Source organism: Microbulbifer maximicatervae (SeqCode) (assembly GCF_052468295.1).
This window is the reverse complement of sequence record NZ_CP174340.1, coordinates 3,035,954-3,057,891: the sequence shown is the minus strand read 5'-3', so window position 1 is coordinate 3,057,891 and position 21,938 is coordinate 3,035,954. Positions and strand designations below refer to the sequence as shown.

Annotated in this window: 22 protein-coding genes; 19 read left to right on the top strand and 3 right to left on the bottom strand. The window is 44.7% G+C overall.

Translation table 11 applies throughout. The features are described 5' to 3' along the window. Positions 1–2: 2 nt before the first annotated feature. From ACJJIQ_RS13915 to ACJJIQ_RS13875, 9 genes are all read left to right on the top strand, one after another. Complete coding sequence (locus tag ACJJIQ_RS13915; RefSeq protein ID WP_445362215.1) at positions 3–488, top strand: DUF4274 domain-containing protein; 486 nt, start codon at positions 3–5, stop codon at positions 486–488. Positions 489–721: 233 nt separating this feature from the next. Then, positions 722–1,165 carry a hypothetical protein gene (locus ACJJIQ_RS13910; protein ID WP_445362214.1) on the top strand — a complete coding sequence of 148 codons (444 nt, stop codon included), beginning with the start codon at positions 722–724 and terminating at the stop codon, positions 1,163–1,165. Between the two features lie 99 nt (positions 1,166–1,264). After that, positions 1,265–1,672 carry a hypothetical protein gene (locus ACJJIQ_RS13905; RefSeq protein WP_444912480.1) on the top strand — a complete coding sequence of 136 codons (408 nt, stop codon included), beginning with the start codon at positions 1,265–1,267 and terminating at the stop codon, positions 1,670–1,672. A gap of 641 nt (positions 1,673–2,313) precedes the next feature. Then, a complete protein-coding gene (gene ltrA / locus ACJJIQ_RS13900; protein ID WP_444925282.1) occupies positions 2,314–3,603 on the top strand; it encodes a group II intron reverse transcriptase/maturase in 1,290 nt (429 codons plus the stop codon). A 118-nt stretch (positions 3,604–3,721) separates the two neighbouring features. Further along, positions 3,722–4,051: a hypothetical protein gene (locus ACJJIQ_RS13895; protein WP_445362213.1), complete on the top strand. Its 330-nt coding sequence runs from the start codon at positions 3,722–3,724 to the stop codon at positions 4,049–4,051. A 511-nt stretch (positions 4,052–4,562) separates the two neighbouring features. Beyond that, positions 4,563–5,927 (top strand): IS4 family transposase, encoded by a 1,365-nt coding sequence (locus tag ACJJIQ_RS13890; RefSeq protein ID WP_445362212.1) that lies wholly within the window; start codon positions 4,563–4,565, stop codon positions 5,925–5,927. 55 nt (positions 5,928–5,982) lie between these two features. Continuing rightward, on the top strand, positions 5,983–6,360 hold the full coding sequence (locus tag ACJJIQ_RS13885) for a hypothetical protein (protein ID WP_445362211.1): 378 nt from the start codon (positions 5,983–5,985) through the stop codon (positions 6,358–6,360). Between the two features lie 491 nt (positions 6,361–6,851). After that, positions 6,852–7,109 carry a hypothetical protein gene (locus ACJJIQ_RS13880; RefSeq protein WP_444898103.1) on the top strand — a complete coding sequence of 86 codons (258 nt, stop codon included), beginning with the start codon at positions 6,852–6,854 and terminating at the stop codon, positions 7,107–7,109. A gap of 84 nt (positions 7,110–7,193) precedes the next feature. After that, positions 7,194–7,613: a HEAT repeat domain-containing protein gene (locus ACJJIQ_RS13875; RefSeq protein WP_445362210.1), complete on the top strand. Its 420-nt coding sequence runs from the start codon at positions 7,194–7,196 to the stop codon at positions 7,611–7,613. Positions 7,614–7,662: 49 nt separating this feature from the next. On the opposite strand, the gene ltrA (ACJJIQ_RS13870) is transcribed toward ACJJIQ_RS13875, so the two are convergent. Continuing rightward, positions 7,663–8,934, bottom strand: a complete 1,272-nt coding sequence (ltrA, locus tag ACJJIQ_RS13870) for a group II intron reverse transcriptase/maturase (protein ID WP_445362209.1) — start codon at positions 8,932–8,934, stop codon at positions 7,663–7,665. A 1,145-nt stretch (positions 8,935–10,079) separates the two neighbouring features. On the opposite strand from ltrA (ACJJIQ_RS13870), the gene ltrA (ACJJIQ_RS13865) reads away from it, so the two are divergent. The 3 genes from ltrA (ACJJIQ_RS13865) to ACJJIQ_RS13855 all read left to right on the top strand — a co-directional run bounded on the left by ltrA (ACJJIQ_RS13865) (position 10,080) and on the right by ACJJIQ_RS13855 (position 12,006). Next, positions 10,080–11,372 (top strand): group II intron reverse transcriptase/maturase, encoded by a 1,293-nt coding sequence (gene ltrA / locus ACJJIQ_RS13865; protein WP_445362208.1) that lies wholly within the window; start codon positions 10,080–10,082, stop codon positions 11,370–11,372. Between the two features lie 216 nt (positions 11,373–11,588). Continuing rightward, positions 11,589–11,768, top strand: coding sequence for a hypothetical protein (locus ACJJIQ_RS13860; RefSeq protein WP_445362207.1), 180 nt, complete (start codon positions 11,589–11,591; stop codon positions 11,766–11,768). Continuing rightward, positions 11,761–12,006 carry a hypothetical protein gene (locus ACJJIQ_RS13855; protein WP_445362206.1) on the top strand — a complete coding sequence of 82 codons (246 nt, stop codon included), beginning with the start codon at positions 11,761–11,763 and terminating at the stop codon, positions 12,004–12,006. The genes ACJJIQ_RS13860 and ACJJIQ_RS13855 overlap by 8 nt, the downstream gene beginning before the upstream one ends. A 37-nt stretch (positions 12,007–12,043) precedes the next feature. Here ACJJIQ_RS13855 and ACJJIQ_RS13850 read toward each other — a convergent pair whose 3' ends face one another. Further along, on the bottom strand, positions 12,044–12,985 hold the full coding sequence (locus ACJJIQ_RS13850) for an IS110 family RNA-guided transposase (RefSeq protein WP_445362205.1): 942 nt from the start codon (positions 12,983–12,985) through the stop codon (positions 12,044–12,046). A gap of 843 nt (positions 12,986–13,828) precedes the next feature. Between ACJJIQ_RS13850 and ltrA (ACJJIQ_RS13845) the strand changes: the two genes are divergently transcribed. The 7 genes from ltrA (ACJJIQ_RS13845) (at position 13,829) to ACJJIQ_RS13815 (ending at position 20,618) form a co-directional block, all read left to right on the top strand. Then, positions 13,829–15,121 carry a group II intron reverse transcriptase/maturase gene (ltrA, locus tag ACJJIQ_RS13845; RefSeq protein ID WP_445362204.1) on the top strand — a complete coding sequence of 431 codons (1,293 nt, stop codon included), beginning with the start codon at positions 13,829–13,831 and terminating at the stop codon, positions 15,119–15,121. Between the two features lie 49 nt (positions 15,122–15,170). Beyond that, positions 15,171–15,647, top strand: a complete 477-nt coding sequence (locus ACJJIQ_RS13840) for a hypothetical protein (RefSeq protein ID WP_444928613.1) — start codon at positions 15,171–15,173, stop codon at positions 15,645–15,647. A gap of 119 nt (positions 15,648–15,766) precedes the next feature. Then, on the top strand, positions 15,767–16,105 hold the full coding sequence (locus ACJJIQ_RS13835) for a hypothetical protein (protein WP_445362203.1): 339 nt from the start codon (positions 15,767–15,769) through the stop codon (positions 16,103–16,105). A 150-nt stretch (positions 16,106–16,255) separates the two neighbouring features. Next, entirely contained in the window at positions 16,256–16,378 is a 123-nt protein-coding gene (locus ACJJIQ_RS13830) for a transposase (RefSeq protein WP_445362202.1), read from the top strand. 662 nt (positions 16,379–17,040) lie between these two features. After that, positions 17,041–17,880: a GH12 family glycosyl hydrolase domain-containing protein gene (locus ACJJIQ_RS13825; protein WP_445362201.1), complete on the top strand. Its 840-nt coding sequence runs from the start codon at positions 17,041–17,043 to the stop codon at positions 17,878–17,880. A 137-nt stretch (positions 17,881–18,017) separates the two neighbouring features. Then, a complete protein-coding gene (locus ACJJIQ_RS13820; RefSeq protein WP_445364816.1) occupies positions 18,018–18,542 on the top strand; it encodes a macro domain-containing protein in 525 nt (174 codons plus the stop codon). A 135-nt stretch (positions 18,543–18,677) separates the two neighbouring features. After that, positions 18,678–20,618: a hypothetical protein gene (locus tag ACJJIQ_RS13815; protein ID WP_445362200.1), complete on the top strand. Its 1,941-nt coding sequence runs from the start codon at positions 18,678–18,680 to the stop codon at positions 20,616–20,618. A gap of 270 nt (positions 20,619–20,888) precedes the next feature. On the opposite strand, the gene ACJJIQ_RS13810 is transcribed toward ACJJIQ_RS13815, so the two are convergent. Next, positions 20,889–21,557 (bottom strand): FecR family protein, encoded by a 669-nt coding sequence (locus ACJJIQ_RS13810; protein ID WP_444907585.1) that lies wholly within the window; start codon positions 21,555–21,557, stop codon positions 20,889–20,891. Between the last annotated feature and the right edge of the window lie 381 nt (positions 21,558–21,938).

Below are 21,938 nucleotides of genomic sequence, written 5' to 3'. Positions count from 1 at the left end.
CAGTGGATCGCCAGCAAGCTGGCTCCACACTGTTTGCGGCGTTATATGCAATCATGATTAGCGATATCGAGCGAAAACAAATAGATCAAATTCAATATGAGGAAGATATTGATAAGGTCATTTCTATTGCGAAATCATCGCGAAGCCCGTACTTTCTCCAGCAATATGCTATGGCTTACAATTGGAATGATGGCTTGGCATTGCCCACGGTTATCGCAAATAACGAGCATTGTGATTTAGGAACAGCTCTTACTCTATTTTGGCTCGCTGAAGGAATGAGCTATTTCCTAAAAGAGATTGAGCGAAACGAATTCAATAATGAATGGGCAGATTTTTGTGAAATGATTGTCCGAAACTTAAATAATAACGTTTATGCTTGTGGCCCGGTGAGCTTCAAGCCAAATATAAGTAGACTCACTTTGCACAAATACCAAAAGGCAGGTGTTCCATCGGTACTTTTTAGTGAGGTTCAAGGTGCGGGCATATAACAAGCGCGTGCATTTGACCTCCGCTTCGCTGCGGCAAATGACGCGGGCGTTAGCTCTCTTCATGGAAGAATAGTTGTATGGTCGAGACAATAGTTCTCTTAGCGTTATTAGTAATTTTTTCTCTACCTATTTATTTTCTACTTTTTCTTATCTATAGGGATAGGAACCCTTCTAGAAAATTTATCTTGTTTATTGCGGGGGTACTTTTTTTGTACGGCGGCTCGGTTGGGTATATGTATGAAAATATTGAGCCTCTATGGGAGAAGGCTGTTTCTGATATAAATACTTCTCTAGTGAACCTCAAAGATGAATCTGAAAGAATAAATTCCGTTCTAATTAATAAGGAATATGATTCAGAAGAAGAGCGTAAAGTTTACGAAATTAGGAAGGTAGAGCTGGATAAACAAATTTCGAAAGAAGAAGAAAAAAGTAGCTTGGCGGAATGGTTTTTTCCACTTCAGTCCTTACTTGAAATTTCCGTTACATTGTTTGCGATAAATATAGCGTCAAACTACGTTGCCAATGCAACAATTAATAAAGATTCAACTAGGAATTTTTATGAGATTCCTAACGATATCAATAGGAAGATTGAAAGTTTAGAGAGCGCTGTTGATCGGCAAAGTACGGTAATACTTATACTCGTAGTCTTCGTGGGAGCGCTGCTGCTATGGAGCTAACAATTTGCCGCAGCCGACGTCTTACTTTATGCACAAAATGTGCATAAAGTAATCCGCCGCTGAGCAAGGCGTTAGGCGTCCAAGAGGATTGAGTCCCTAATGGAAATTAGCGATATTAGAAAAACGTTTGAAGAGTTCGTTGGTACAGAAAGATATTTGAACTTTTTGGCTACTATCTGTTGCTCCAACAAAGAAAATAGTCGCCTTAAATTCAAACAAGAACTTGAATGGGAAAAATTCGTTAGTGAGTATGGGCTAGGCTACAAAACATACCAAGAAATATGGTCGTTGTTTCAATACTGCCATTTGCATCAAGTAGAGCTTGAGCAGGATCATGCTGAAATCATCTATGGTACAAGAAGATCTCCTACAAAAGCTGAGCGAAGAACTATTAATGAAAACTACCCTTATGCTAATGTTGTGGCTTATGGGCCTTGCTGGGTTGAAGATGCAAAGACAAAAGAGGTTCTTTACTGCAGCAAGTGCAGAGAAATCTATGGTAGCTAAGATAGGTTGTTCGCCTAACAAGCGGCTGCATTTCGTTCCGGCCTTCGACCTCCACCGGACTCGCTGCGCTCGCCGATGAGCCGGGCGTTAGTGCGTCAAGCTAAGCTTGATGCTTCTTGCAGGGTGGAAGTCCCTGTCGGGTAAGGCCTAACCAGCCACCTGTATCGAGTGTTGCGCGTAGGGCGGAACAGAAGGGAAAGAAAATATAATTATCTTTTTTTTTCAACTGTGAACAAACTATGTGAAGCGTACACAGAGAATTCTATAGGCCATAGGGATTATCGTGATCCTGAAGTGCTGGTATCGCTCCGATAATAAAGTGAGCTCCGATTGACGAGATGTGTAACGCCATCGAAGTCCAGGCAATGCAACCGTAATGGTAAGGTTGTTGCGGATCGGCGGGGTTATTAAGCCGTGGCATGTAGAAAGAGAAGTATTGAGAACTTGAGAGATCCGAGCAGGTTCCTGAAGGAGCAGGTAGAGACGTTAAGCCTAATGGCGAAACCAACGAAGACCACTCGGAAGTCGGATCAGCTCATAGTAGTCCGAGAGCGGGAAAGCCGCTTACATGGCGAAGGGGCTGACAGTAATATCGGTGTGCAACAGAAACATAGTCCAGACAAAGTAGGGCTGGAGACACTATGACAACCGCCTTGCACGCCATCGCATTTAAAGCACAGAGCCACCCCAGACACAGGTTTCAGAATTTATACGGACTGCTAAATTCCAACCTGCTGTATCAAAGCTGGGGCCAGCTCAATAAGCAGGCCCGCCCCGGTATCGACGGAGTAACTACCGAAGTTTACCGGCAAAGACTGCCGCAAAATATTCAATGCCTACATCAACGGCTGTGTGACAAACGCTACCGCACCCAGGCGATTAAGCGGGTATTGATTCCCAAAGGCAACGGCAAGCAGCGCCCACTGGGGCTGCCTACGGTGGAAGACAAACTGGTGCAGCAGAGCGTAGCGCAGCTACTGCAAAGTATCTGGGAGCAGGATTTTCTGCCCTTCAGCTACGGTTACCGTCCCAGGAAAAGCGCCCACCAAGCCGTACACAGTCTTGGCTTAAATCTGCAATTCAAAGGCTACGGCTACATCGTTGAAGCCGATATTAAAGGCTTCTTTGATCAGCTGGATCACGACTGGTTACTGCGGATGCTAGCCCTTCGTATCGACGACAAAGCCCTGCTGACACTGATTAAGCAGTGGCTGAAAGTACGCGTGCAAACTCCAGATGGTAAGTTCAGTAAAGCGGCAGCAGGCACCCCGCAAGGAGGTGTGGTCAGTCCGGTACTGGCGAACATCTATCTGCACTACGTCCTGGATTTGTGGTTCGAGAAGAAAGTTAAGCCGCGTATGCGTGGCAGAGCCATGCTAATCCGGTACGCCGATGATTATGTAGTGGCTTTCCAATTGAAAACGGATGCAGAGCGCTTTTACCGGGTACTACCGCAACGGCTGAACAAGTTTGGCCTGCAGTTAGCCCCCGAGAAAACGCACCTGAAGCGCTTTAGCCGCTTCCATCCGGGCCGAAAACGGCAGTTCCAGTTTCTGGGTTTTGAGTTCTACTGGAGCTTGGACGTCAACAAACGCCCCAGGCTCAGGCGCCGGACTGCCGCACAGAAACAGAAGGGCGCAATGGAAGCGCTCTACCACTGGATCAAAGCCAAGCGCAGTGAGCGTCTGAGAGAATGGCTGCCCACACTGAAGCGCAAGCTACAGGGGTTCCAGAACTACTTCGGTCTACCAGACAACAGTCGAAGCTTGTCCCGTTTGTACAGCTATGTTTTACACAGCATACACAAATGGCTCAACCGGCGGAGTCAGCGCAAGAGTTACAACTGGAATGGTCTAAAGGAAATGCTGGGATATTTTGGGCTAAAGCCACCGCGAGTATACAAACGCAGTATACTTGTGGACTGGTATTAGGGTTCGTGCTTTACACGAGCGAATATATTACTGAAGAGCCGGATGCGGTAGTTCCGCACGTCCGGATCTGCGTGGGGGCAGTTAGGGTAACCGGCTGTCCTACCACTACTGTGGCCACATGAATTACTACATACTTTCAAAAGATTTTTACATAGATCAATCGAGGCTGGAGCATGCTGATTTAGGTGTGGGCATGGTTCATGGACGTTTTATACAAGGTCCTGACTATCAAAAAGTAAAAAGTGTTTTTAAGCTATTCGCCAGCGAGCAATATGATGAGTATTATCAAAAGAGAGATGATCTGGAGTTGATGCTTCAAGATGAGTCAGGTAATAAAATTTCCACTGACTTTATTCATATTGAAGATTATTCTCCAGAATTTGAAGAGATTAGTGTAGAGGTCAAGTTAGTAAACGGCCAGTCATGGGCAGGTATTGAAAACACATAACTAGGCCAAGCAGGCTCGCCCAGCTGATAGCTGGGCTGGACGGCCTACGCGCTGCTTCGGCCGCCCCTGTTGGCAACGTTATGTGTTTTAAGAAGGGACTGAGCTTTGCCAAAATATCAAATCCCCAGGTCAGCCGGAGAATTTGAGATTCTTGAATCTAAATCTGGTAATTCAATGATATGGAATCGGAAAAAAGGTAAAGGAAAGGTTATGATTCCATGCAGAGATCGTAATCATGCTGAAGAAATATTAGGGAAGTTAAAGGATCTCAAAAATGGAGGTGAACTATGGATTTAAAGCTTGAATTAGACGGTTCGGCGGGTACACATAACCAGTTGCTGTAGTACGTTCCGGCCACAAAAGACGTGGTCTCCACCGGACAGCCTGCACTGTGTTTCGGCTGCCGCTAAGCAAGGCGCTAAGTTTTATACACAAGTTTTTTAAGTTTTATTATGTAAATCAATAAGTTACAGTTTAGCCTGGTAAGAACTACAGATTTGGCTGGATTATTATGCAGGACTGGGTCATGGACGAAGTAAGAAATCAGGTTATGGGTGATACACGCTTGAATAAGCGCTTGTCTAATATTCTCAGTAATTTAAGTTCAGACCCAAACAATAGCATTCCTTGTGCAAACAAAACTTGGGCAGAAACGTTTGCAGCTTATCGCTTTATAGAAAATGATAAAGTCAACTTTGACTCTATTATGAGCGGTCATAAATCGGCAACTCTTGAGAGAATCAAAGCGCAGCCTGTTGTTCTTATCCCACAAGATACTACCTTTCTAAATTTTGCCACTGACCTAGAAAGTAAAGAGATGGGAACACTTAGGCGTAAAGAGACCAACCAACATCTCTTGCACACCTCCATCGCGATAACACCATCCAGAGTTAATTTGGGTGTTGTTGAAGGTAGTATGTGGCAGAGAGATAAGGAATCAAGTTCTAATTCCCGCTATACCAAGTCGATAAAGGATAAGGAGAGTCGACGCTGGCTAGACCATTACGAAACGGCTTGTCAGATACAAGAGCACTGCCCTGAAAGCACAATTGTGAGTATTGCTGATAGAGAGGGTGATATTCATGAGTGGTTTCAGCTGGCTGAAGAGCAAAGTGAACAGCGGCGGGCGAGCTATATCGTTCGAGCTAAGGCCAATCGCACTTTAGAGCTCGATGGAGAAGAAACGGTTTTACTTTGGGATCATATGAACGAGCAGAAATCTATTGGTCTATACACGGTAGATATTCCCAAACGGAATGGGGAACCTGGAAGAAAAGCCAAAGTCAGCGTATCCACTACCGAGATACGGCTACTTGGAAAAGGAAAATCTAAACGACCACTTTCTCTCTATGCTGTATTGGCTAAAGAATTAAACCCACCAGAGGGTGAAAAAGGCATTGAGTGGATGCTGTTAACTGATCTTCCAGTTGAAGACTATAAGCAGGCGAGAGTCGTCATTGAGTGGTATCGAAGCCGGTGGGAAATTGAAACCTATTTTCGGGTGGTAAAAGGCGGATGCCAGATAGAAAGTAATCGTTTTAGAACAGAGCAGCGAATGTTGAACTGTATTGCGATCTATATGATTATTGGATGGCGACTACATTCGATAACTACACAAGCAAAAAGTCTTCCTGATGAACCATGTACGAGTGCTTACTCTGAAAAAGAATGGCGCATGGTATGGATGATGCAAGATAAAAGTTCCCCGCCGAATATACCTCCGAGCATAAGAGATATAACGCGTATGCTGGCAGGTCTAGGAGGATTTCTAGGGCGTAAAGGCGATGGCGAGCCAGGGGTTAAAACTGTTTGGCAAGGATATGCAAAGTTGCTCCATTATGTTGAAGCAGCAGAGGTTTTAAATGGACTTAAATAATGTGTATAAAACACAGGCAAGGCGTTAGTTGCTCAGGGAGATTACAACCATCATCTTGTCAGACAACGAAAAGTGGCTATTGATTGAGTTGACTGATTTCGGTAAAACTCTACCAGAGTTAATATCAGAAATTTATTCTGATGCTACGGAAGATAGCCTCATTGAAAAATATGAGCTGGCAATTGGCCTTGTAAATTCATTGGTGTCAAAGGGCCTGATTTCACTCTGTCAGATTGATAAAGCTTCCAAAGAGCCATACTCTGTTGAGTCTGTAAAGACATTAACCAATGATGATTTGGAAAGCTTCATTAATGATCCATGGAACTGGAGTAGCTCATTTTCAAGAGACAATAAATGGCAGTATGAGCTGGCTCCAACTAACCGAGGGGAGGCCGTGCTAGATGAGATTTTCGGAGTCCAAAAAAGCAACTAACGAGGTGCTGCAGCTGACGGCTTACTTTATGTACCTTTTGCGCGGTCGCTACGCTCCCATTTTCGCGCAAAACGCGCATAAAGTAAGCCGCCGCTGAGCACGGCGTTATTGTGGCTGTCATTTTTTAGGTAGTTTGAAGTTGCTGCAAGCACCAATCTCTTCCTGAGCACATTTCTCCAGAGAGTTTTCCTGCAGGTTGGCACCGCAGTTCCGTTCAAGTGTCTTCGTTTTAAGCCAACAAGTTCTGCAAGCTAGCAGCAGCATTGTGGAGTGCCAGTCAGTTAGTTAACTGGTGGGGAAAGTATGGTATTTTTCCCAGTAAATTTATTGGGCAGTGGCCAGCCAAAGGTGGCTGGCAAAGAGCAAGTAGGTTGTTCAGAGCGCGCCAGCTATAACCAGGCCAGGCAAGCTCGCCCAGCCGGAGGCTGGGCTGGACAGCCTACGCTCTGCTTCGGCTGCCCTTGCTGGCAACGTTAAATACAGGGAATTAAATGAAGAAAGGAAACAAGACTACAGGAATACAATTGCTGATCTTATTGGGCTTGTTTGTTGCTTCTATCGTTTGGTGGAGGCTTTGGTTTTACCAAGGCTTTGTTGGTCCCATTCCTTTCTTACATTGGTTTATCCACGTGGATGGTGAGGCCTCGTATGACTTAACCTATTGTGAAATGTTTATTCAACTCATACTGGTTTGGTTATCATCTAATGTGTTTTACTATGTTAAAAAACGTTATGGTAAAAGCATTTAACCAGCTCAGGCACGCGACCCACTTTTCGTTCCGCCTTTCGGCTCCACAAAAAGCGCTCGCATGCTAAAGACGTTAGGGCACCTCATGATTGAGTCTGCAGAAGAATTTAAAAGGCTTAGAGAAAGCGAAGTAATAGATGAATATACTCGCGCCGCTCATGACCAGGCTCCCACGAAAATATGGGAGGATGTTCTCGAGAAATATCCAAAACTGGCATTCTGGGTAGCGCAGAACAAAACTGTACCAGTCGAAATACTAGAAAATCTGGCAGCACACAATGACCCAAAAGTCCGAGGCATGGTTGCTCGTAAAAGGAAAATCCCAGAATCGCTCATGCTGCAACTAGCAAAAGATGAAGATGAATCCGTAAGGAATGCGCTGGCGAACAACGGTAAAATTACTGAAGCGGTATTGAGGGTTCTAATAAATGATTCCTGGCAAGTTGTCAGGGAAAGGGCTTCGGAGAAACTTCGAGCCCTAAATCGGGTAGCCGGTAGTTTTTAGCTACCGGCCCCCACACCACCCATCATGCGGGTCCGCAATGGGCGGTTCCCTATCCGTAATGAATCTCTACCCAACGATCTCGCATTGAAATCAAACCCATCTCTTCGAAGAACTCATTATTGAGCGCAATATGAATACCCTCAGTTTTTGCGCTTCGCCAGTAACTTTTACCGGACGAGCCGCAGGTAACTGCCAGCGATTCACTCACACCCATACGCAGTAAATTTCGAACTTTCGTTCTCACTCTGCGCCAATTCTTCCAATAGCTCATTCTTAATCGCCGCCGTATCCAGCAGTCTAGATCTATACATTTTTGATAGCCTTGCGCTATTCCAAAATAGTTGATCCAACCACGGAGGTATACGGTAAGTTCTTTCAGTTTCTTTTCCATAGAGATACCACGAGATCGCCCTGTAATCTGGCGGACGCAGTATTTAAATTGGAGCAGGGACTTATCATGCCAGACAAGCTTTGCCCCCCGAAAAGAGAAACCTAGGAACTTACAACGGCTGACAGGAACCACTTGGCTTTTAGTATCGTTAACTTTGAGCTTAAGCTTGCGCTCAACAAAGCGTTTAATACTCACCATAACCCGCTCACCCGCGCGTTTAGAGGAAACCACAATCACAAAATCGTCCGCATAACGGACGAAATTGTGTCGGCGTTTTTCCAGCTCTTTGTCGAGCAAATCGAGTACAATGTTGGACAGCAGCGGCGATAAAGGGCCACCTTGTGGTACCCCCTCATAACACGCTTTCCAGCATCCATCTTCTACTCTTCCTGCACGCAAGTAGCTTGCGATCAGTTTGAGTAAGCGCTTATCGCTGATTCTTTGGCCAAGTAAACTCATGAGGAAATCATGATTTACCCGATCGAAGAATTTAGATAAATCGACATCCACTGCTATTCGTTTCCCTCCCTCGATATACTTTCGCAGCTTTTTTACCGCATGATGCTGCGATCGCTTTGGGCGGAACCCATAGCTGAACTCCGAAAAGGTTTTATCGAAACTGGGACCGATGATTTGGGCGATAGCCTGCTGAATAACACGATCAAAGATCGTAGGTATCCCGAGACCACGCTGGCCACCATCTGGCTTGTGAATGTAGACGCGCCTGACGGGAAGCGGCCGGTAATGACCCTGTCGAATGGTCTCGATGAGGTCGTCGCCAACTGCCTTAAAGTGCTGCACAAAATTATCGACAGTAATCCCGTCAATGCCTGCGGCACCTTTGTTGCTTCGCACATGTTTCCATGCAGCATTAAGATTTTCTTTGCTGAGGATGACTTCAAGCAGATTTTCATTTGAGTTGAGTGTCATGGCAGTGCGCTACGTCAATTTTATATCCGGCTGGCAACATATCAGTAGGCTAGCCCTGTCTTTTAACTCATGGATTTTGGGTTCAGGCCTTCACCGTATCCAAGGTATTAATCTTGGTATTAGGCTACTATGCCGTCGGCTGACTTCTGTTTAATCACCTTGATCATTACTGACCAAGGCGCCGCTGTGTTCCACCATTTTTGTCTACCCCACGATGGTGGCTAGCGGGCTGGGCCTACTTATGAGTCAGCGGCCACGCTGACAGCTTCACAGCAGCAAGCTAAACAGATCTCCCCAGATAAGAACGTGAACTTTCACTACACAACTGCATCATTTACTCTACCCGTTAGACCACATGGCTTTGGTATCCTTGGCTACCTCGCCTCCAGGCTAAGCCTTATATGATGTTTCTGTTCGTCAGCTCGTAGTTTTGCTAGCGGCTTCCTCCCCACAAGACCTCACGGTATTGCAGTTGCCATTCGCTAGTAGTTGGCATTTAATGAAGTCCATTAAACGGTGATCTTTCTACAGGGGACTTTCACCCCATTAGTTCACGCCCATGCTGGGCGTACCAAGCAAAGGCAGCGGACGCTAAGAGCGCCGCTGCTTTGAGCGTGTGTGCCAGGCATGGCATTTAACTAGAGAGGTGAAAGTCCTCTTACCAGGTATTCGTGGAGCCGAAGGTTAGCGAAAGGGCAAGGTTAATATCGCGAGGTATTGGCTGGAGGAAGCCCAACGCAAATTCACGGGGTGATGAACAAGAACTGGATATGAGGCGTGACGCAGGTGGAGCCAGTGGGCACGTGACCATAAAGCTCTCCATCCACAATTGGCCTACGTTTTTATAAATCCAGCATCTACGTGAAGAAAGTTAAATGTCTTACCCTGGGAGGTCTATGGGTTGTTAATGGAGTAACTGAAAACTGAGAGATTGGTTTTGACCGATCCATAGAAGTCAGCAGAGGGCATAGTAGGTAGATTTCGTGCTACTGAAGGCCTGAACAATTCTGGACAGTATTATTAATGCAGAGCTTGATGACTGCATCTGACAAGTAACTGAGTTGCCAGGAAAAAAATATTTTTTTTCTGGGTGAACATCAAACTGGAAACTTAATCATACATTGTCCAATTTCCCATCTCTTTTAATGCAGCGAATTCTAGATAGGAATAATCTGTTTCGAGCATTACAACAAGTTTCTCGTAACCAGGGTGCGCCAGGTCTCGATGGTATGACGGTAAAACAGTTGCCGGAACATCTTAAGCAGACTTGGATTGCTACCCGACAAAAGGTGTTAAGTAGTATCTATCGTCCTCAACCGGTGAAACGCGTCTTTATACCAAAAGGCAATGGAGGCCTGCGTCCATTGGGTATACCCACTGTGCAAGATAGGTTGATCCAACAAGCTATCGCACAGATACTCAGTGAGCAATGGGAGCCGAAGTTTCATGCTCTTAGTTTTGGTTTTAGACCAAATCGATCGGCACACCAGGCGATTAGACAGGTCCAAAACTTTGTCCGGCAAGGAAAGCGCTGGACGATCGATATGGACTTGAAATCCTTCTTTGATGAAGTGAATCATGACAGGCTCATGCTAACACTGAAGCAAAGCGGAATACCGGCTGATGTGCTGGGGTTGATAAACCGATACCTAAAAGCGCCAACGGTAGTCGATGGCAAGGTAATAGCTACAACAAAAGGCGTCCCGCAAGGTGGGCCGTTATCTCCGCTTCTAGCGAATATTGTGCTTAATGAACTGGACTGGGAGCTGCACAAGCGGCAACTCAGTTTTGTACGATATGCCGATGATTTTCAAATACTGGTGGGAAGTCATCGGTCTGCAGAGCGGATAAAAGTAAGCCTTACGCACTTCATCAAATGTAAGCTGAAGCTCACAGTAAATACTGAGAAGAGTGCAGAGGATCATTTCTGGAAGCGGAGCTTTCTAGGATTTAGATTGCTGAAGAAAGATGCCCGGATAAAGGTATCAGAATCATCGATGAATAAATTGAAAGCCAAGATCAGAATGATCACCCGCCGAACACGAGGCCGCAAGTTTACTCAGATCATGGAAGAGTTAAATAAGTCCCTGCTTGGTTGGAAAGCGTACTTTGACATCAGTGAAGTACTGAGCCCTCTGAAAGATCTGGACAAGTGGATAAGGCGGAAGTTGCGATGTTATTTATGGAAACAATGGGGTCGAAGTGGTTACCGCCGATTAAGAAGGCTGGGAGTTGATCGCTTTTTAGCGTGGAACACGGCCAAATCAGCGCATGGTCCATGGAGGCTAAGCAAAAGCCCAGCCCTTTACAGAGCATTGCCAAATAGATACTTTAGGAACTTGGGGCTGCCGGAATTGGCAGATAGGAAGGGGAATAGAATTGAACCGCCATGGTACGTGACCCGTATGCCTGGTGGTGTGGGAGGAGAGGCATCGTGAGGTGCCTCCCTATCCCGATTATTGTGGCGGTCATTTTTTAGATGGTTTGTAGTTGCTGCAAGTAACAATCTCTACCTGAACACGCTTCGCCAGAGAGTTCTCCTTCAAACTGGTACCGCAGTTTCGTTCAAGTGCCTTCGTTTAAAGCCAACAAGTTCTGCAAGCCAGCTGCACCATTGTGGAGTACCAATCTGCTAGCTAACTGGTGGGGAAAGTATGGTATTTTTCCCTGTAAATTTATCTGGCAGTGGCCAGCCAAAGTTGGCTGGCAGAGAGCAAGTAGGTCGTTTAGAGCGCGCCAGCTATAACCAGGCCAGGCAAGATCGCCCAGCCGGTGGCTGGGCTGGACAGCCTACGCTTTGCTTCGGCTGCCCTTGCTGGCAACGTTATGAGTAAAGCGAGTATGGAAACTATTATTCAAGATTCGGACATATATCAAGAGATTGCATCTGGTAGAGATGATGTTGAAATTTGGGATGATAACCACATCGAAGATGGCTGGGCTTATTGGAATATAGTATCAAATAGCTCTGGGGTAGTGCGAAAGCTTGCTTATCTTCGAATCAAAAATAATCAGATTCAAAAAAGAACTTATGATGAAGAAGATGATGATCTCTGGGTTCTTGTACAGTGAAACTCATAACAAGTGACTATGGTTACTCGTCAAGTTTTTAAGCCATACTTTCATCCCAGTAGGTGTTGTTTTTCACCATTGTATTCAGGATCGTAATCTGCTTTCTCATGCAGGCAACCAGAGCAACCTTTTTAGGTTTGCCAGCGTTGACTAATCGCTTATACATGGGCTTTAGTTTGGGATGATGTTGTATGGCCGACATGATGGAAACAAAAAGAACCGTGCGTACGCGATGCCTTCCACCTCGAATATATCGTTTGCCCTGGAAGTTGCCGCTATCACGGTTCATCGGGGCGATACCGACAAGTGCAGCGATTTCTTTACGGTTCAATTGTCCTAGCTCAGGAAGTTCACTCATTAACGTATAGGCCAATACATTTCCGACCCCTTTGGCACTCAACAATAGGTCACGCCTTTGCCGCCACTCAGACACACTGTTAACCAGTTTATCCAGTTGCTTGTCGATACCTTGTAGCTCTTTCTTGATGGTGTTTAGAATGGTCTGTATAGGTTTGTGTACTGATTTCGGCATTCTCTGAAGCCGATTCTTTTGCATTGTACTCATCTCTAAACACTGACTTCTTACCGCCAGTAAGTCACTGATCTCCCTAAGCTTTTCTGGTTTTAGCACCGACAGCCCTGGCTTCATGGCCTCACCAAAATGTGCAATATCCATTGCATCTAGCTTGTCAGTTTTGGCGAGGCGCCCTGCGGATTTAGCGAAGCTCCTTATCTGCGAAGGATTGCAAACAACAATAGGTAATCCGGCTTTGTCGGCGGCGCAAACAAACTCTAACTCGAGCCTTCCCGTAGACTCTATTAATACTCTTTGAGGTTTAAGAGGTTGTAGTTGTTTAATGGCATTTTTAATGCCATTTTTATCATTGGCAACACTAAAGAACTGGCCAGTAGGTCTCACATAAATATCGAGTTGTTTACTGCTGGTATCGATACCGACATTGATCTCTTGAGGTTCCATAAGATAAGCTATCTCCGCCTTGCTATTCGGGCTCGAGGCCCACATGACTATCCGAGTTATGCCTAGTGAGTGCTTATCACGTTCATACTTGTTATCGGTCTTTTACGAACCAGCCAAGCAGCGAACTGTGATAAACAAGGCCTTCGGTGGCCGCCGAAGGTGGGTCTCAATTTACCCGTTAACGAAAAGGATTTTCAACATCAGAATCGGGCAAGAACAACCATACAAGAATCGGGCAAGAACAACCATACAAGCAAAGGCAGCATCGCCCTGCGGGCTGGACGCGCTAACGCGCGCCGCTGCTTTGGGCGTGTGTGCCAGGCATGGCATTTAACTAGAGAGGTGAAAGTCCTCTTACCAGGTATTCGTGGAGCCGAAGGTTAGCGAAAGGGCAAGGTTAATATCGCGAGGTATTGGCTGGAGGAAGCCCAACGCAAATTCACGGGGTGATGAACAAGAACTGGATATGAGGTGTGACGCAGGTGGAGCCAGTGGGCACGTGACCATAAAGCTCTCCATCCACAATTGGCCTACGTTTTTATAAATCCAGCATCTACGTGAAGAAAGTTAAATGTCTTACCCTGGGAGGTCTATGGGTTGTTAATGGAGTAACTGAAAACTGAGAGATTGGTTTTGACCGATCCATAGAAGTCAGCAGAGGGCATAGTAGGTAGATTTCGTGCTACTGAAGGCCTGAACAATTCTGGACAGTATTATTAATGCAGAGCTTGATGACTGCATCTGACAAGTAACTGAGTTGCCAGGAAAAAAAATATTTTTTTTTCTGGGTGAACATCAAACTGGAAACTTAATCATACATTGTCCAATTTCCCATCTCTTTTAATGCAGCGAATTCTAGATAGGAATAATCTGTTTCGAGCATTACAACAAGTTTCTCGTAACCAGGGTGCGCCAGGTCTCGATGGTATGACGGTAAAACAGTTGCCGGAACATCTTAAGCAGACTTGGATTGCTACCCGACAAAAGGTGTTAAGTAGTATCTATCGTCCTCAACCGGTGAAACGCGTCTTTATACCAAAAGGCAATGGAGGCCTGCGTCCATTGGGTATACCCACTGTGCAAGATAGGTTGATCCAACAAGCTATCGCACAGATACTCAGTGAGCAATGGGAGCCGAAGTTTCATGCTCTTAGTTTTGGTTTTAGACCAAATCGATCGGCACACCAGGCGATTAGACAGGTCCAAAACTTTGTCCGGCAAGGAAAGCGCTGGACGATCGATATGGACTTGAAATCCTTCTTTGATGAAGTGAATCATGACAGGCTCATGCTAACACTGAAGCAAAGCGGAATACCGGCTGATGTGCTGGGGTTGATAAACCGATACCTAAAAGCGCCAACGGTAGTCGATGGCAAGGTAATAGCTACAACAAAAGGCGTCCCGCAAGGTGGGCCGTTATCTCCGCTTCTAGCGAATATTGTGCTTAATGAACTGGACTGGGAGCTGCACAAGCGGCAACTCAGTTTTGTACGATATGCCGATGATTTTCAAATACTGGTGGGAAGTCATCGGTCTGCAGAGCGGATAAAAGTAAGCCTTACGCACTTCATCAAATGTAAGCTGAAGCTCACAGTAAATACTGAGAAGAGTGCAGAGGATCACTTCTGGAAGCGGAGCTTTCTAGGATTTAGATTGCTGAAGAAGGATGCCCGGATAAAGGTATCAGAATCATCGATTAATAAATTGAAGGCAAAGATCAGAATGATCACCCGCCGAACACGAGGCCGCAAGTTTACTCAGATCATAGAAGAGTTAAAGAAGACCCTGCTTGGTTGGAAAGCGTACTTTGACATCAGTGAAGTACTGAGCCCTCTGAAAGATCTGGACAAGTGGATAAGGCGGAAGTTGCGATGTTATTTATGGAAGCAATGGGGACGTAGTGGTTACCGCAGATTAAGAAGGCTGGGTGTTGATCGCTTTTTAGCGTGGAACACGGCCAAATCAGCACATGGACCATGGAGGCTAAGCAAAAGTCCTGCCCTTTACAGAGCATTGCCAAATAGATACTTTAGGAGCTTGGGGCTGCCGGAATTGGCAGATAGGAAGGGGAATAGAATTGAACCGCCATGGTACGTGATCCGTATGCCTGGTGGTGTGGGAGGAGAGGCATCGTGAGGTGCCTCCCTATCCCGATTAGGTGACATGTTCATATAAGGGAGATCGCATGAATAAAGAAGAATTAACAAGTATCTTCAAAAAACTGGGGGCTGATTATCCGGAGTCATGGGCAGACAGTCAAATCGATGAAAATATACCTCAACTAGCAAGATTCATGTTTCTTAAGGGAGCATGGAATGGTGTTGTTCCAGACAATGAAGAATGGATCGATAATGTAATGGGACAATACGATGAAGATGATGATTCTCCATACAGTGGTATGGGGCATTCAATCAAGAAAATGATTGATTGTGGTGTGCCTCGTGAAGCGATCACTGAATTATCAAGATGTATTGCAGCAGAAATGATCTTTCATATTGGTTACATGCTAGATGACCCAGAAAGTATACCTGGAAATGAATATGTCGATTGGGCATTAGTTCAATTAGATGAGCAAGGTAATCCCCAAAATCAAATTTCTGGGTTACACGAGAGTGTTTTAGAAACAGATCCCACTGGGAGAGAAATGTGTCCCAGAGAGTAGCACCTAACAAGCGCGTGCAATCTGACCTCCGGCCACTGTCACCTTTTTTGCCAAAACCCGCAAAAAAGGCGCCAGTAGCCTCCGGCAGTTGACGCGGGCGTTAATGGGCAGGTAACTGAATGAATATCCGAATGGCATTATTTTTATCCGCCTTTCTGCCTGAAGTAGCTTCATCCTGTGGTAATAATACTGAGCAAGCTTATGCAGGTGCAGGATTGAAAATATTTCCTGAGGTCGTAACTGAGGCCATTGATGAAAAAGAGGTTGCGCGAAAAATAAGGGAAGGTGAGGGTTACTACATTCAGCTTGTTTGTGATTCTGGAGAAGTCCTTAAGCTTACAAAGTATATAGGGAAAGAGAAATTTTTTGAAATCGAGTACCTTTATGAGGATAAAGTTTTAATTGGTAAGCGAACAACAAAAAGCAATGGCGAAGTTTTTGAGTATTTTGCTGAGTAGGCTATTAACAAGCAACGGCAATACGCACGCTTTGCGTGCCGGACTCAGCACTTCGTGCTTCGCCGTTGCGCCAGGCGTTAGGTGTAAGACTTACCCACGTTTAGTAGACACCCTGTATAGTTAGGTTTAGGCCTAACACGGAGGTGTATCATGGGTAAGAAAAGACCTCAGGCGTATATGGAGGAGTTCCGCAAAGAAGCAGTTAAGAGAGCGGAAAAGCCTGGAGCAACAACGGCTTCTGTGGCGCGAGAGCTAGGCGTCAGCGCACAGTAGATCTACAACTGGCGTCATCAATTTAATCGACTGTCTGATAAGCAGTTCAATAGTTTAGACGGTGTCGACTATTCAAAACAGGTACGCGCTGAAGTTCGCAAGCGCAAGAAGGAGCTGCATGAAGCTCGTCAAGAGGTTGAGTTTCTTTAAAAGGTAGCTGCATACTTTGCGAACCACCAAGAGTAAAGTACGCACTGATACAAGAGCATTTAGGGGCATTCCCGGTTAGCTTTATGTGTCGGTGTTTAAAAGTTTCAAGATCGGGTTATTATCGATGGCGGGGGCGGTTGCCACCTTCTGTGCTTTGCTATTCGGGTTATGCCTAGTTAGTGTCTATCACATTCATACTTGTTTACGGTCTTTATAAGCCGGCTCAGCAGCGAAATTTGGCATACAAGGCCTTCGGTGGCCGCCGAAGATACGGCTCAATTTATCCATGAGTGGAACGGGTTTTCAAAATTAGAGTTAGGCAAGGATAAATATATAAACGTATATTGTTTTCCTCTATTGCAGCTGGACAATATACGTTATGTACCAGTTGCCGCAAATATGAATGTTGGAGCTAATATTGGAAGATAAATATCTTATTTTTTACCAATAATAAAGAATTGAGTGGTTTAAGAGTTAAAATGCTATTTTGTAAATTACTGGGAAGTGAAGTTTTGAGATTTTTATTGTATTTTTTTATTATTTTGACTACTTCTTGTGCTACTAAAGTTAGTAATGGTTCGGGATGGGTAAAGCCAGAAACTACAACTATCAGCTGTGAAGACTTTCACAATGTACCTACCAAGCTGGGTATCTTGACTAATAACGTCTGGAATAAATATGCTGCAGAAGATGACCCTTGGTCCCAATGCTTGGAGAAACGACTGGTAGAGGGGGAGTTACAATTTGGTTGGTCATGGTCTTGGCCTTTGAGTCGACGGGTAATTTACTCCCAGCCACAAATAAAAATAGGATCTTCCCCCTGGGCGCCGGAACCTAAGTTTGATGATACATTCCCCTTAAAGATATCCAGTCTGGCGAATCTTGATATTTCACATCATACAGAAAGTAAGTCGAGTGGGGATTATAATACGGCTACGACGATGTGGTTAACTTCTGAAGCTTATAGAGGGCGTAAACCAAATCGTTCGGTAATAGCGGCTGAAATTATGATCTGGACATATTTTACTGACGGACATTTCAACCCTGCGGGGATAAAACATAGTGAGGTATCGATTAATGATTCAGTATGGGAGGTTTGGTACCATAAGAATTGGAAGGATATGTCGGGAGTAAATGATAATAATTGGGTGTATGTATCATTTAGGGCCAAGCACCCTTCCATGATTGCCTCTATTCCTGGTTTGGAATTACTGAATTACGCAGTTCGAAATAGTTTAATCCCCAAGGGTCTATTTATTGCCGATATAGAACTTGGGAATGAAGTTATGAGTGGCTCCGGAATTACATGGGTAAAGGATTTTACAGTTGATTATCAGGTGAGAGAATTGTGAATTTGTAGATACTGTTGATTATATATTGCTACAAGTTCCTTTTCTTTTGAAGGCCGAGATACCTATGCTGCCAGATTAAATCTATTTAATTGATAAACCCAAGGAGCTTGTGGAAGCTTGGAGTGAAGTATTTGAAGATGTTGAAATTGTATGCGTTTTCGAGGGTGTTTTTTTTCAAGCCAGCTGACGCAATGGTTAGTCCTGCCAATAGCTTCGGAATTGTGGATGGAGGGTTGGATCTGTCAATTAAGGATAGGCTCGGTTTTCAAGTAGAGGAACGGGTGCAAGAACGGATTAAATCTGACTTTCATGGTGAACTCCCGATGGGATCAGCTGTATTAGTACCTACCTCCAATGAAAATTGGCCATATTCAATATCAGCTCCAACTATGCGCGTGCCGGAAGATGTTTCCAATACGCTAAATGCATATTACGCTTTTCGAGCAATCTTAAACTCTGTGCAGCTATTTAACCGACCAAGCTCCCCGGAGAGAATTAACTCGATTCTATGTCCTGGCCTGGGAACAGGTATAGGTAACTTATCGGCTAGGCGTTGTGCAGGCCATATGCGAGCAGCCTATAACTCCTTATCCAAGCCTTCAAGAATACCCAGTTATACAGAAATACATGCAACACATAGAGGGATGCAATTAGCTTGCTAGTGCATTGCAAGCATCTTTATAGAAAGTGAGTGAAAAATAGTCAGGAAAGCCTTAAGCTGCATTGAGTTGAGAAGTACATCTTCTTTTAGCAGATTAAGGCTTTAGGCATAAGTACCAGTACTAAGGGGATACTCTATGGCGTTTGATTACGGCTCGATTGATTTGGGCCTGAAGAACCCTTTCAAGAAAGAAGGCCGGGTTACCGCAATTAGGGGGGGAGTTCAGTTTCTTGTAGCCCTAATCTTGCTGTTTATCGCTGCTGGCCAGGTGAAGTCGGACCCCGTAAGTGGTTGGGTGCTTGTCGTGGTGGGGGCAATCCTACTGGTCAGCGGTATCAGAGCTCTATCAGGTGGAATTTTGGCCTTATTACGCTTCTTTGTTGGTCGAAATCATCCGGTATCATTAGCTTTTAACCACTCGAAATCTGAAACGAGTACGGCATCAGAAGAGAAAAATGAAGTGGCTTATACCGCTTCCGGCTTAGAAGAGATGTTAGTTGGCCGTAAGAATCCAACCTTTCTAGAGCCTAAGGGCTTCTTGGCTCGGGTATTACACAGTATCTTCCCTAAATTGCTTTATATGCCATACCCCATTCGAAATATGGCTCAGGCACAGTTTGGCGCATGGGTAAGTACATTAACTGTCTTGCTCTCTTATGTCATTGTCGCTTTTATTTGTCTCAGTGGTTTTGCTGGTGATATGGGAGAAAAGCTATTCCCGATGTACTCTGCCATCGCTTTACTTTATACATTGATTGTATGGCACTCTGCGAGTAAAGGTATTTCACGGGAAGCCCAGAAAAGTGTAGCGAGCCTTACGGGGGGAAGTATTGCAAAAACGATATTATTCTCGATTGTGGTGCCTCTGTTGCTAGGATTGGGGTTAAGTTTAGGCGTTGAGGCTTTTAAGGGGGAAGGTACTACTTCCCTAGATGAAATAATCAGTGTGTCCGGTGTATTGACTGAGGCTTTACCGAGCTTTAGCCCGTTCTTGTATATTCTTGGGGTTATATTTGTAGGCGCTGCTTGTAGTTTCGCTGTTGTCTATATGCTGCGCTTTAGAAGCGAAATTGCAAACCCGGTCACTGAGGTTTCTGAATTAAGGGATAACTGGCAGGAATCGGTCCACCCGAAAGAAATCTTTATAAACTTGGATAACCTTGTGATGGCGAATCGTCGTTATAAGGAAGTGCCCAATCGTATTTACAGAGAGCTTGATCCAAAACTTGAAGAGCAAGTGGATGGTAAAGGTTCATTCAATGGGGAAATGATCCAGGAAGTACAACCTACCGTTCGCCCTGTTGATTTGGGTGATAAATTCAAGCTGATTCGCGATATTAGTCTTTTCGCAGGTAATGCGCTCTATATCATTGTTACTGCGCTAGCTATTTGGCTTGCATATTCTTTGATTGATGTTATTCACTTCTTTCAGCCGGAATCTCTTACAGCCATTAAACAGGAGTTTGGCGCCTTAGACGAGGAAGCTGGCCGCTTAGCTCTGCTAGAACAGTATATTTCAGCAGGCGGCGCTCTCTGTATGACGCTAATTCACCTGCTATTGATAGGATTTATTCTTAATACATTTGCTCGCTTGTTGGTCAATGCGGCACATATCTTCTTTGCTGAGATGCAGTTTGAATCACTATTGGTGTATTTTAAATGCGAAGGGACATTCACTGAATCTAAGATCTCAACGGGCACTGGAATACATGACAGTACTCGTTCTGAAAATGTACTAGTCAGAAGTTCGATTACGCCTTGGGTGATAGTAACCAGGGTTGTCTCAAGTACATTTGCGGCTTCTGGCATGAGAAACTTGGAGTATCCAAGGCATATACTTGAAATGCATAAGTCTGAACGCGACTTATCTGAAATCAGGGATGACGTAATTAGTTTCTTGAAAGATAGAGAGTCTATTGCCTCCATTACAAGCAGTAGAGACTTGGAAAACACTTCGAATATTCATGCTATTAATCAGCAAAGTCGTGCTCTGCCAATGACAGAACAGGGACAATTAGCTCAAGATGAAAATGCGGCTGGTTATTTGAGGCAAGAAGATAAGGACACGGTTGAGTAGGATTTACTGTCTTTTCTTTGGTTCTACTGTCACTTACTTTGAGTCAAAGTGATAAAAAAAGCTGGCAAGGTTCGGAGTCTCTGGACCAGAAAGAGAATTCCTGGTACCCCTTGCCAGCTGAGGGTACTAGGCTAGCAAACTACGTATTTTTAGTAATACTGAGCCCCTAAGATTGACTGTATTTGCTGGTAGAATTACAGAAAAGTACTGTTTTATCTTTATTGTTAGGTACACAAGACCACTTTTGTTGGTATTTAACAAGCTAGGTTATTATTCTGGAAGCAGCTCTAGCACTGTGTGAGACTCTTCTTTTGTGATTTTCAGGTTATAAGATTTGCTCAGACAGAGCACGGTATCTTCTATATGATTCAGGTCATAAACTCCACTAACAAGTAGTCTACTAGTGTTCTGGTCTCTCGTCACAAGTGGTGTATTTGTAAAGCGATTTAGCGATATTAGAAGTTCTGTTAATCTGATGTTATCAGCCTTTGTAAATCCACTTCCCCAATCCTTATAGCTGGAAACCTCAAAATCTTTGATTGCACCGGTGTTGTGCTCAGTTACTTTGAGCATCTCCCCTTTCTTTATTTCGGCGCGATTTTTATTTTGTTTTATTGGGCTGACGGTGATATTCCCTTCTAGAACAGTGACTTCTGTTACTCCATATCGCTGGTCAATATTGAAGGTGGCTTTATGTGTACGGATCAATGCTTGTCGTGATTCTACTATAAATGGCCAGGTTACCTCTTTACAAATGCCTATTTGGGCCGCCCCATTTAATAGACGTATGCGTCTGCGTGTCTCTGAATAATTGACGAGTACTTTAGTTGTGGCGCTCAACTTTATATGGCTGCCATCGGGGAGGGTTTGTTTAGATATTTCCTTGGGAGCTGTTTGGTAACGGCATTTAAATGGCTCCCGTGTCTTTAAATCTTCCATACTTTTCCCCTCGGCTTGGCTCGAAAGCAGAATTGGTCCTTATAGGTGGGACCTTAGTCCGTTTTATATATTTTATTGTGAGCGCCTGACTTTTTATTATTCCACCTGATTGGGGAATTGATAGGGCATGCTTGTCTCCGATACTGGCTCTTATCTTGCGACGCTTTCTTTTCTTTTTTAAGGGGGATTTGTTGTGGTTTTATTAAATGGTCATGACTAGAGAGCTATTTCGCTGTGTTTTACCGTACTACGATAAATTTTATCTGCTTGGAGGTAGGTTATCTTGGCCTGAACCCGCGATTGTTGCTGTTTTGTGAAAACAGGGGGCTTATTAGGGGGCCTGGGTTACTTTGTGATAGGCGATTCAGAGAGTTTCCACGG

Bases quoted from the DNA above. Each gene is read 5' to 3' on its own strand.
- ACJJIQ_RS13815 (WP_445362200.1), top strand. From the start codon at position 18,678: ATGGCGTTTGATTACGGCTCGATTGATTTGGGCCTGAAGAACCCTTTC.
- ACJJIQ_RS13895 (WP_445362213.1), top strand. From the start codon at position 3,722: ATGAATTACTACATACTTTCAAAAGATTTTTACATAGATCAATCGAGG.
- ACJJIQ_RS13810 (WP_444907585.1), bottom strand. From the start codon at position 21,557: ATGGAAGATTTAAAGACACGGGAGCCATTTAAATGCCGTTACCAAACA.
- ACJJIQ_RS13835 (WP_445362203.1), top strand. From the start codon at position 15,767: ATGAATATCCGAATGGCATTATTTTTATCCGCCTTTCTGCCTGAAGTA.
- ACJJIQ_RS13850 (WP_445362205.1), bottom strand. From the start codon at position 12,985: ATGGAACCTCAAGAGATCAATGTCGGTATCGATACCAGCAGTAAACAA.
- ltrA (WP_445362208.1), top strand. From the start codon at position 10,080: ATGCAGCGAATTCTAGATAGGAATAATCTGTTTCGAGCATTACAACAA.
- ACJJIQ_RS13830 (WP_445362202.1), top strand. From the start codon at position 16,256: ATGGGTAAGAAAAGACCTCAGGCGTATATGGAGGAGTTCCGCAAAGAA.
- ltrA (WP_444925282.1), top strand. From the start codon at position 2,314: ATGACAACCGCCTTGCACGCCATCGCATTTAAAGCACAGAGCCACCCC.
- ltrA (WP_445362209.1), bottom strand. From the start codon at position 8,934: ATGACACTCAACTCAAATGAAAATCTGCTTGAAGTCATCCTCAGCAAA.
- ltrA (WP_445362204.1), top strand. From the start codon at position 13,829: ATGCAGCGAATTCTAGATAGGAATAATCTGTTTCGAGCATTACAACAA.
- ACJJIQ_RS13880 (WP_444898103.1), top strand. From the start codon at position 6,852: ATGAAGAAAGGAAACAAGACTACAGGAATACAATTGCTGATCTTATTG.
- ACJJIQ_RS13910 (WP_445362214.1), top strand. From the start codon at position 722: ATGTATGAAAATATTGAGCCTCTATGGGAGAAGGCTGTTTCTGATATA.
- ACJJIQ_RS13840 (WP_444928613.1), top strand. From the start codon at position 15,171: ATGAATAAAGAAGAATTAACAAGTATCTTCAAAAAACTGGGGGCTGAT.
- ACJJIQ_RS13820 (WP_445364816.1), top strand. From the start codon at position 18,018: ATGTTGAAATTGTATGCGTTTTCGAGGGTGTTTTTTTTCAAGCCAGCT.
- ACJJIQ_RS13860 (WP_445362207.1), top strand. From the start codon at position 11,589: ATGGTATTTTTCCCTGTAAATTTATCTGGCAGTGGCCAGCCAAAGTTG.
- ACJJIQ_RS13875 (WP_445362210.1), top strand. From the start codon at position 7,194: ATGATTGAGTCTGCAGAAGAATTTAAAAGGCTTAGAGAAAGCGAAGTA.
- ACJJIQ_RS13905 (WP_444912480.1), top strand. From the start codon at position 1,265: ATGGAAATTAGCGATATTAGAAAAACGTTTGAAGAGTTCGTTGGTACA.
- ACJJIQ_RS13855 (WP_445362206.1), top strand. From the start codon at position 11,761: ATGAGTAAAGCGAGTATGGAAACTATTATTCAAGATTCGGACATATAT.
- ACJJIQ_RS13890 (WP_445362212.1), top strand. From the start codon at position 4,563: ATGCAGGACTGGGTCATGGACGAAGTAAGAAATCAGGTTATGGGTGAT.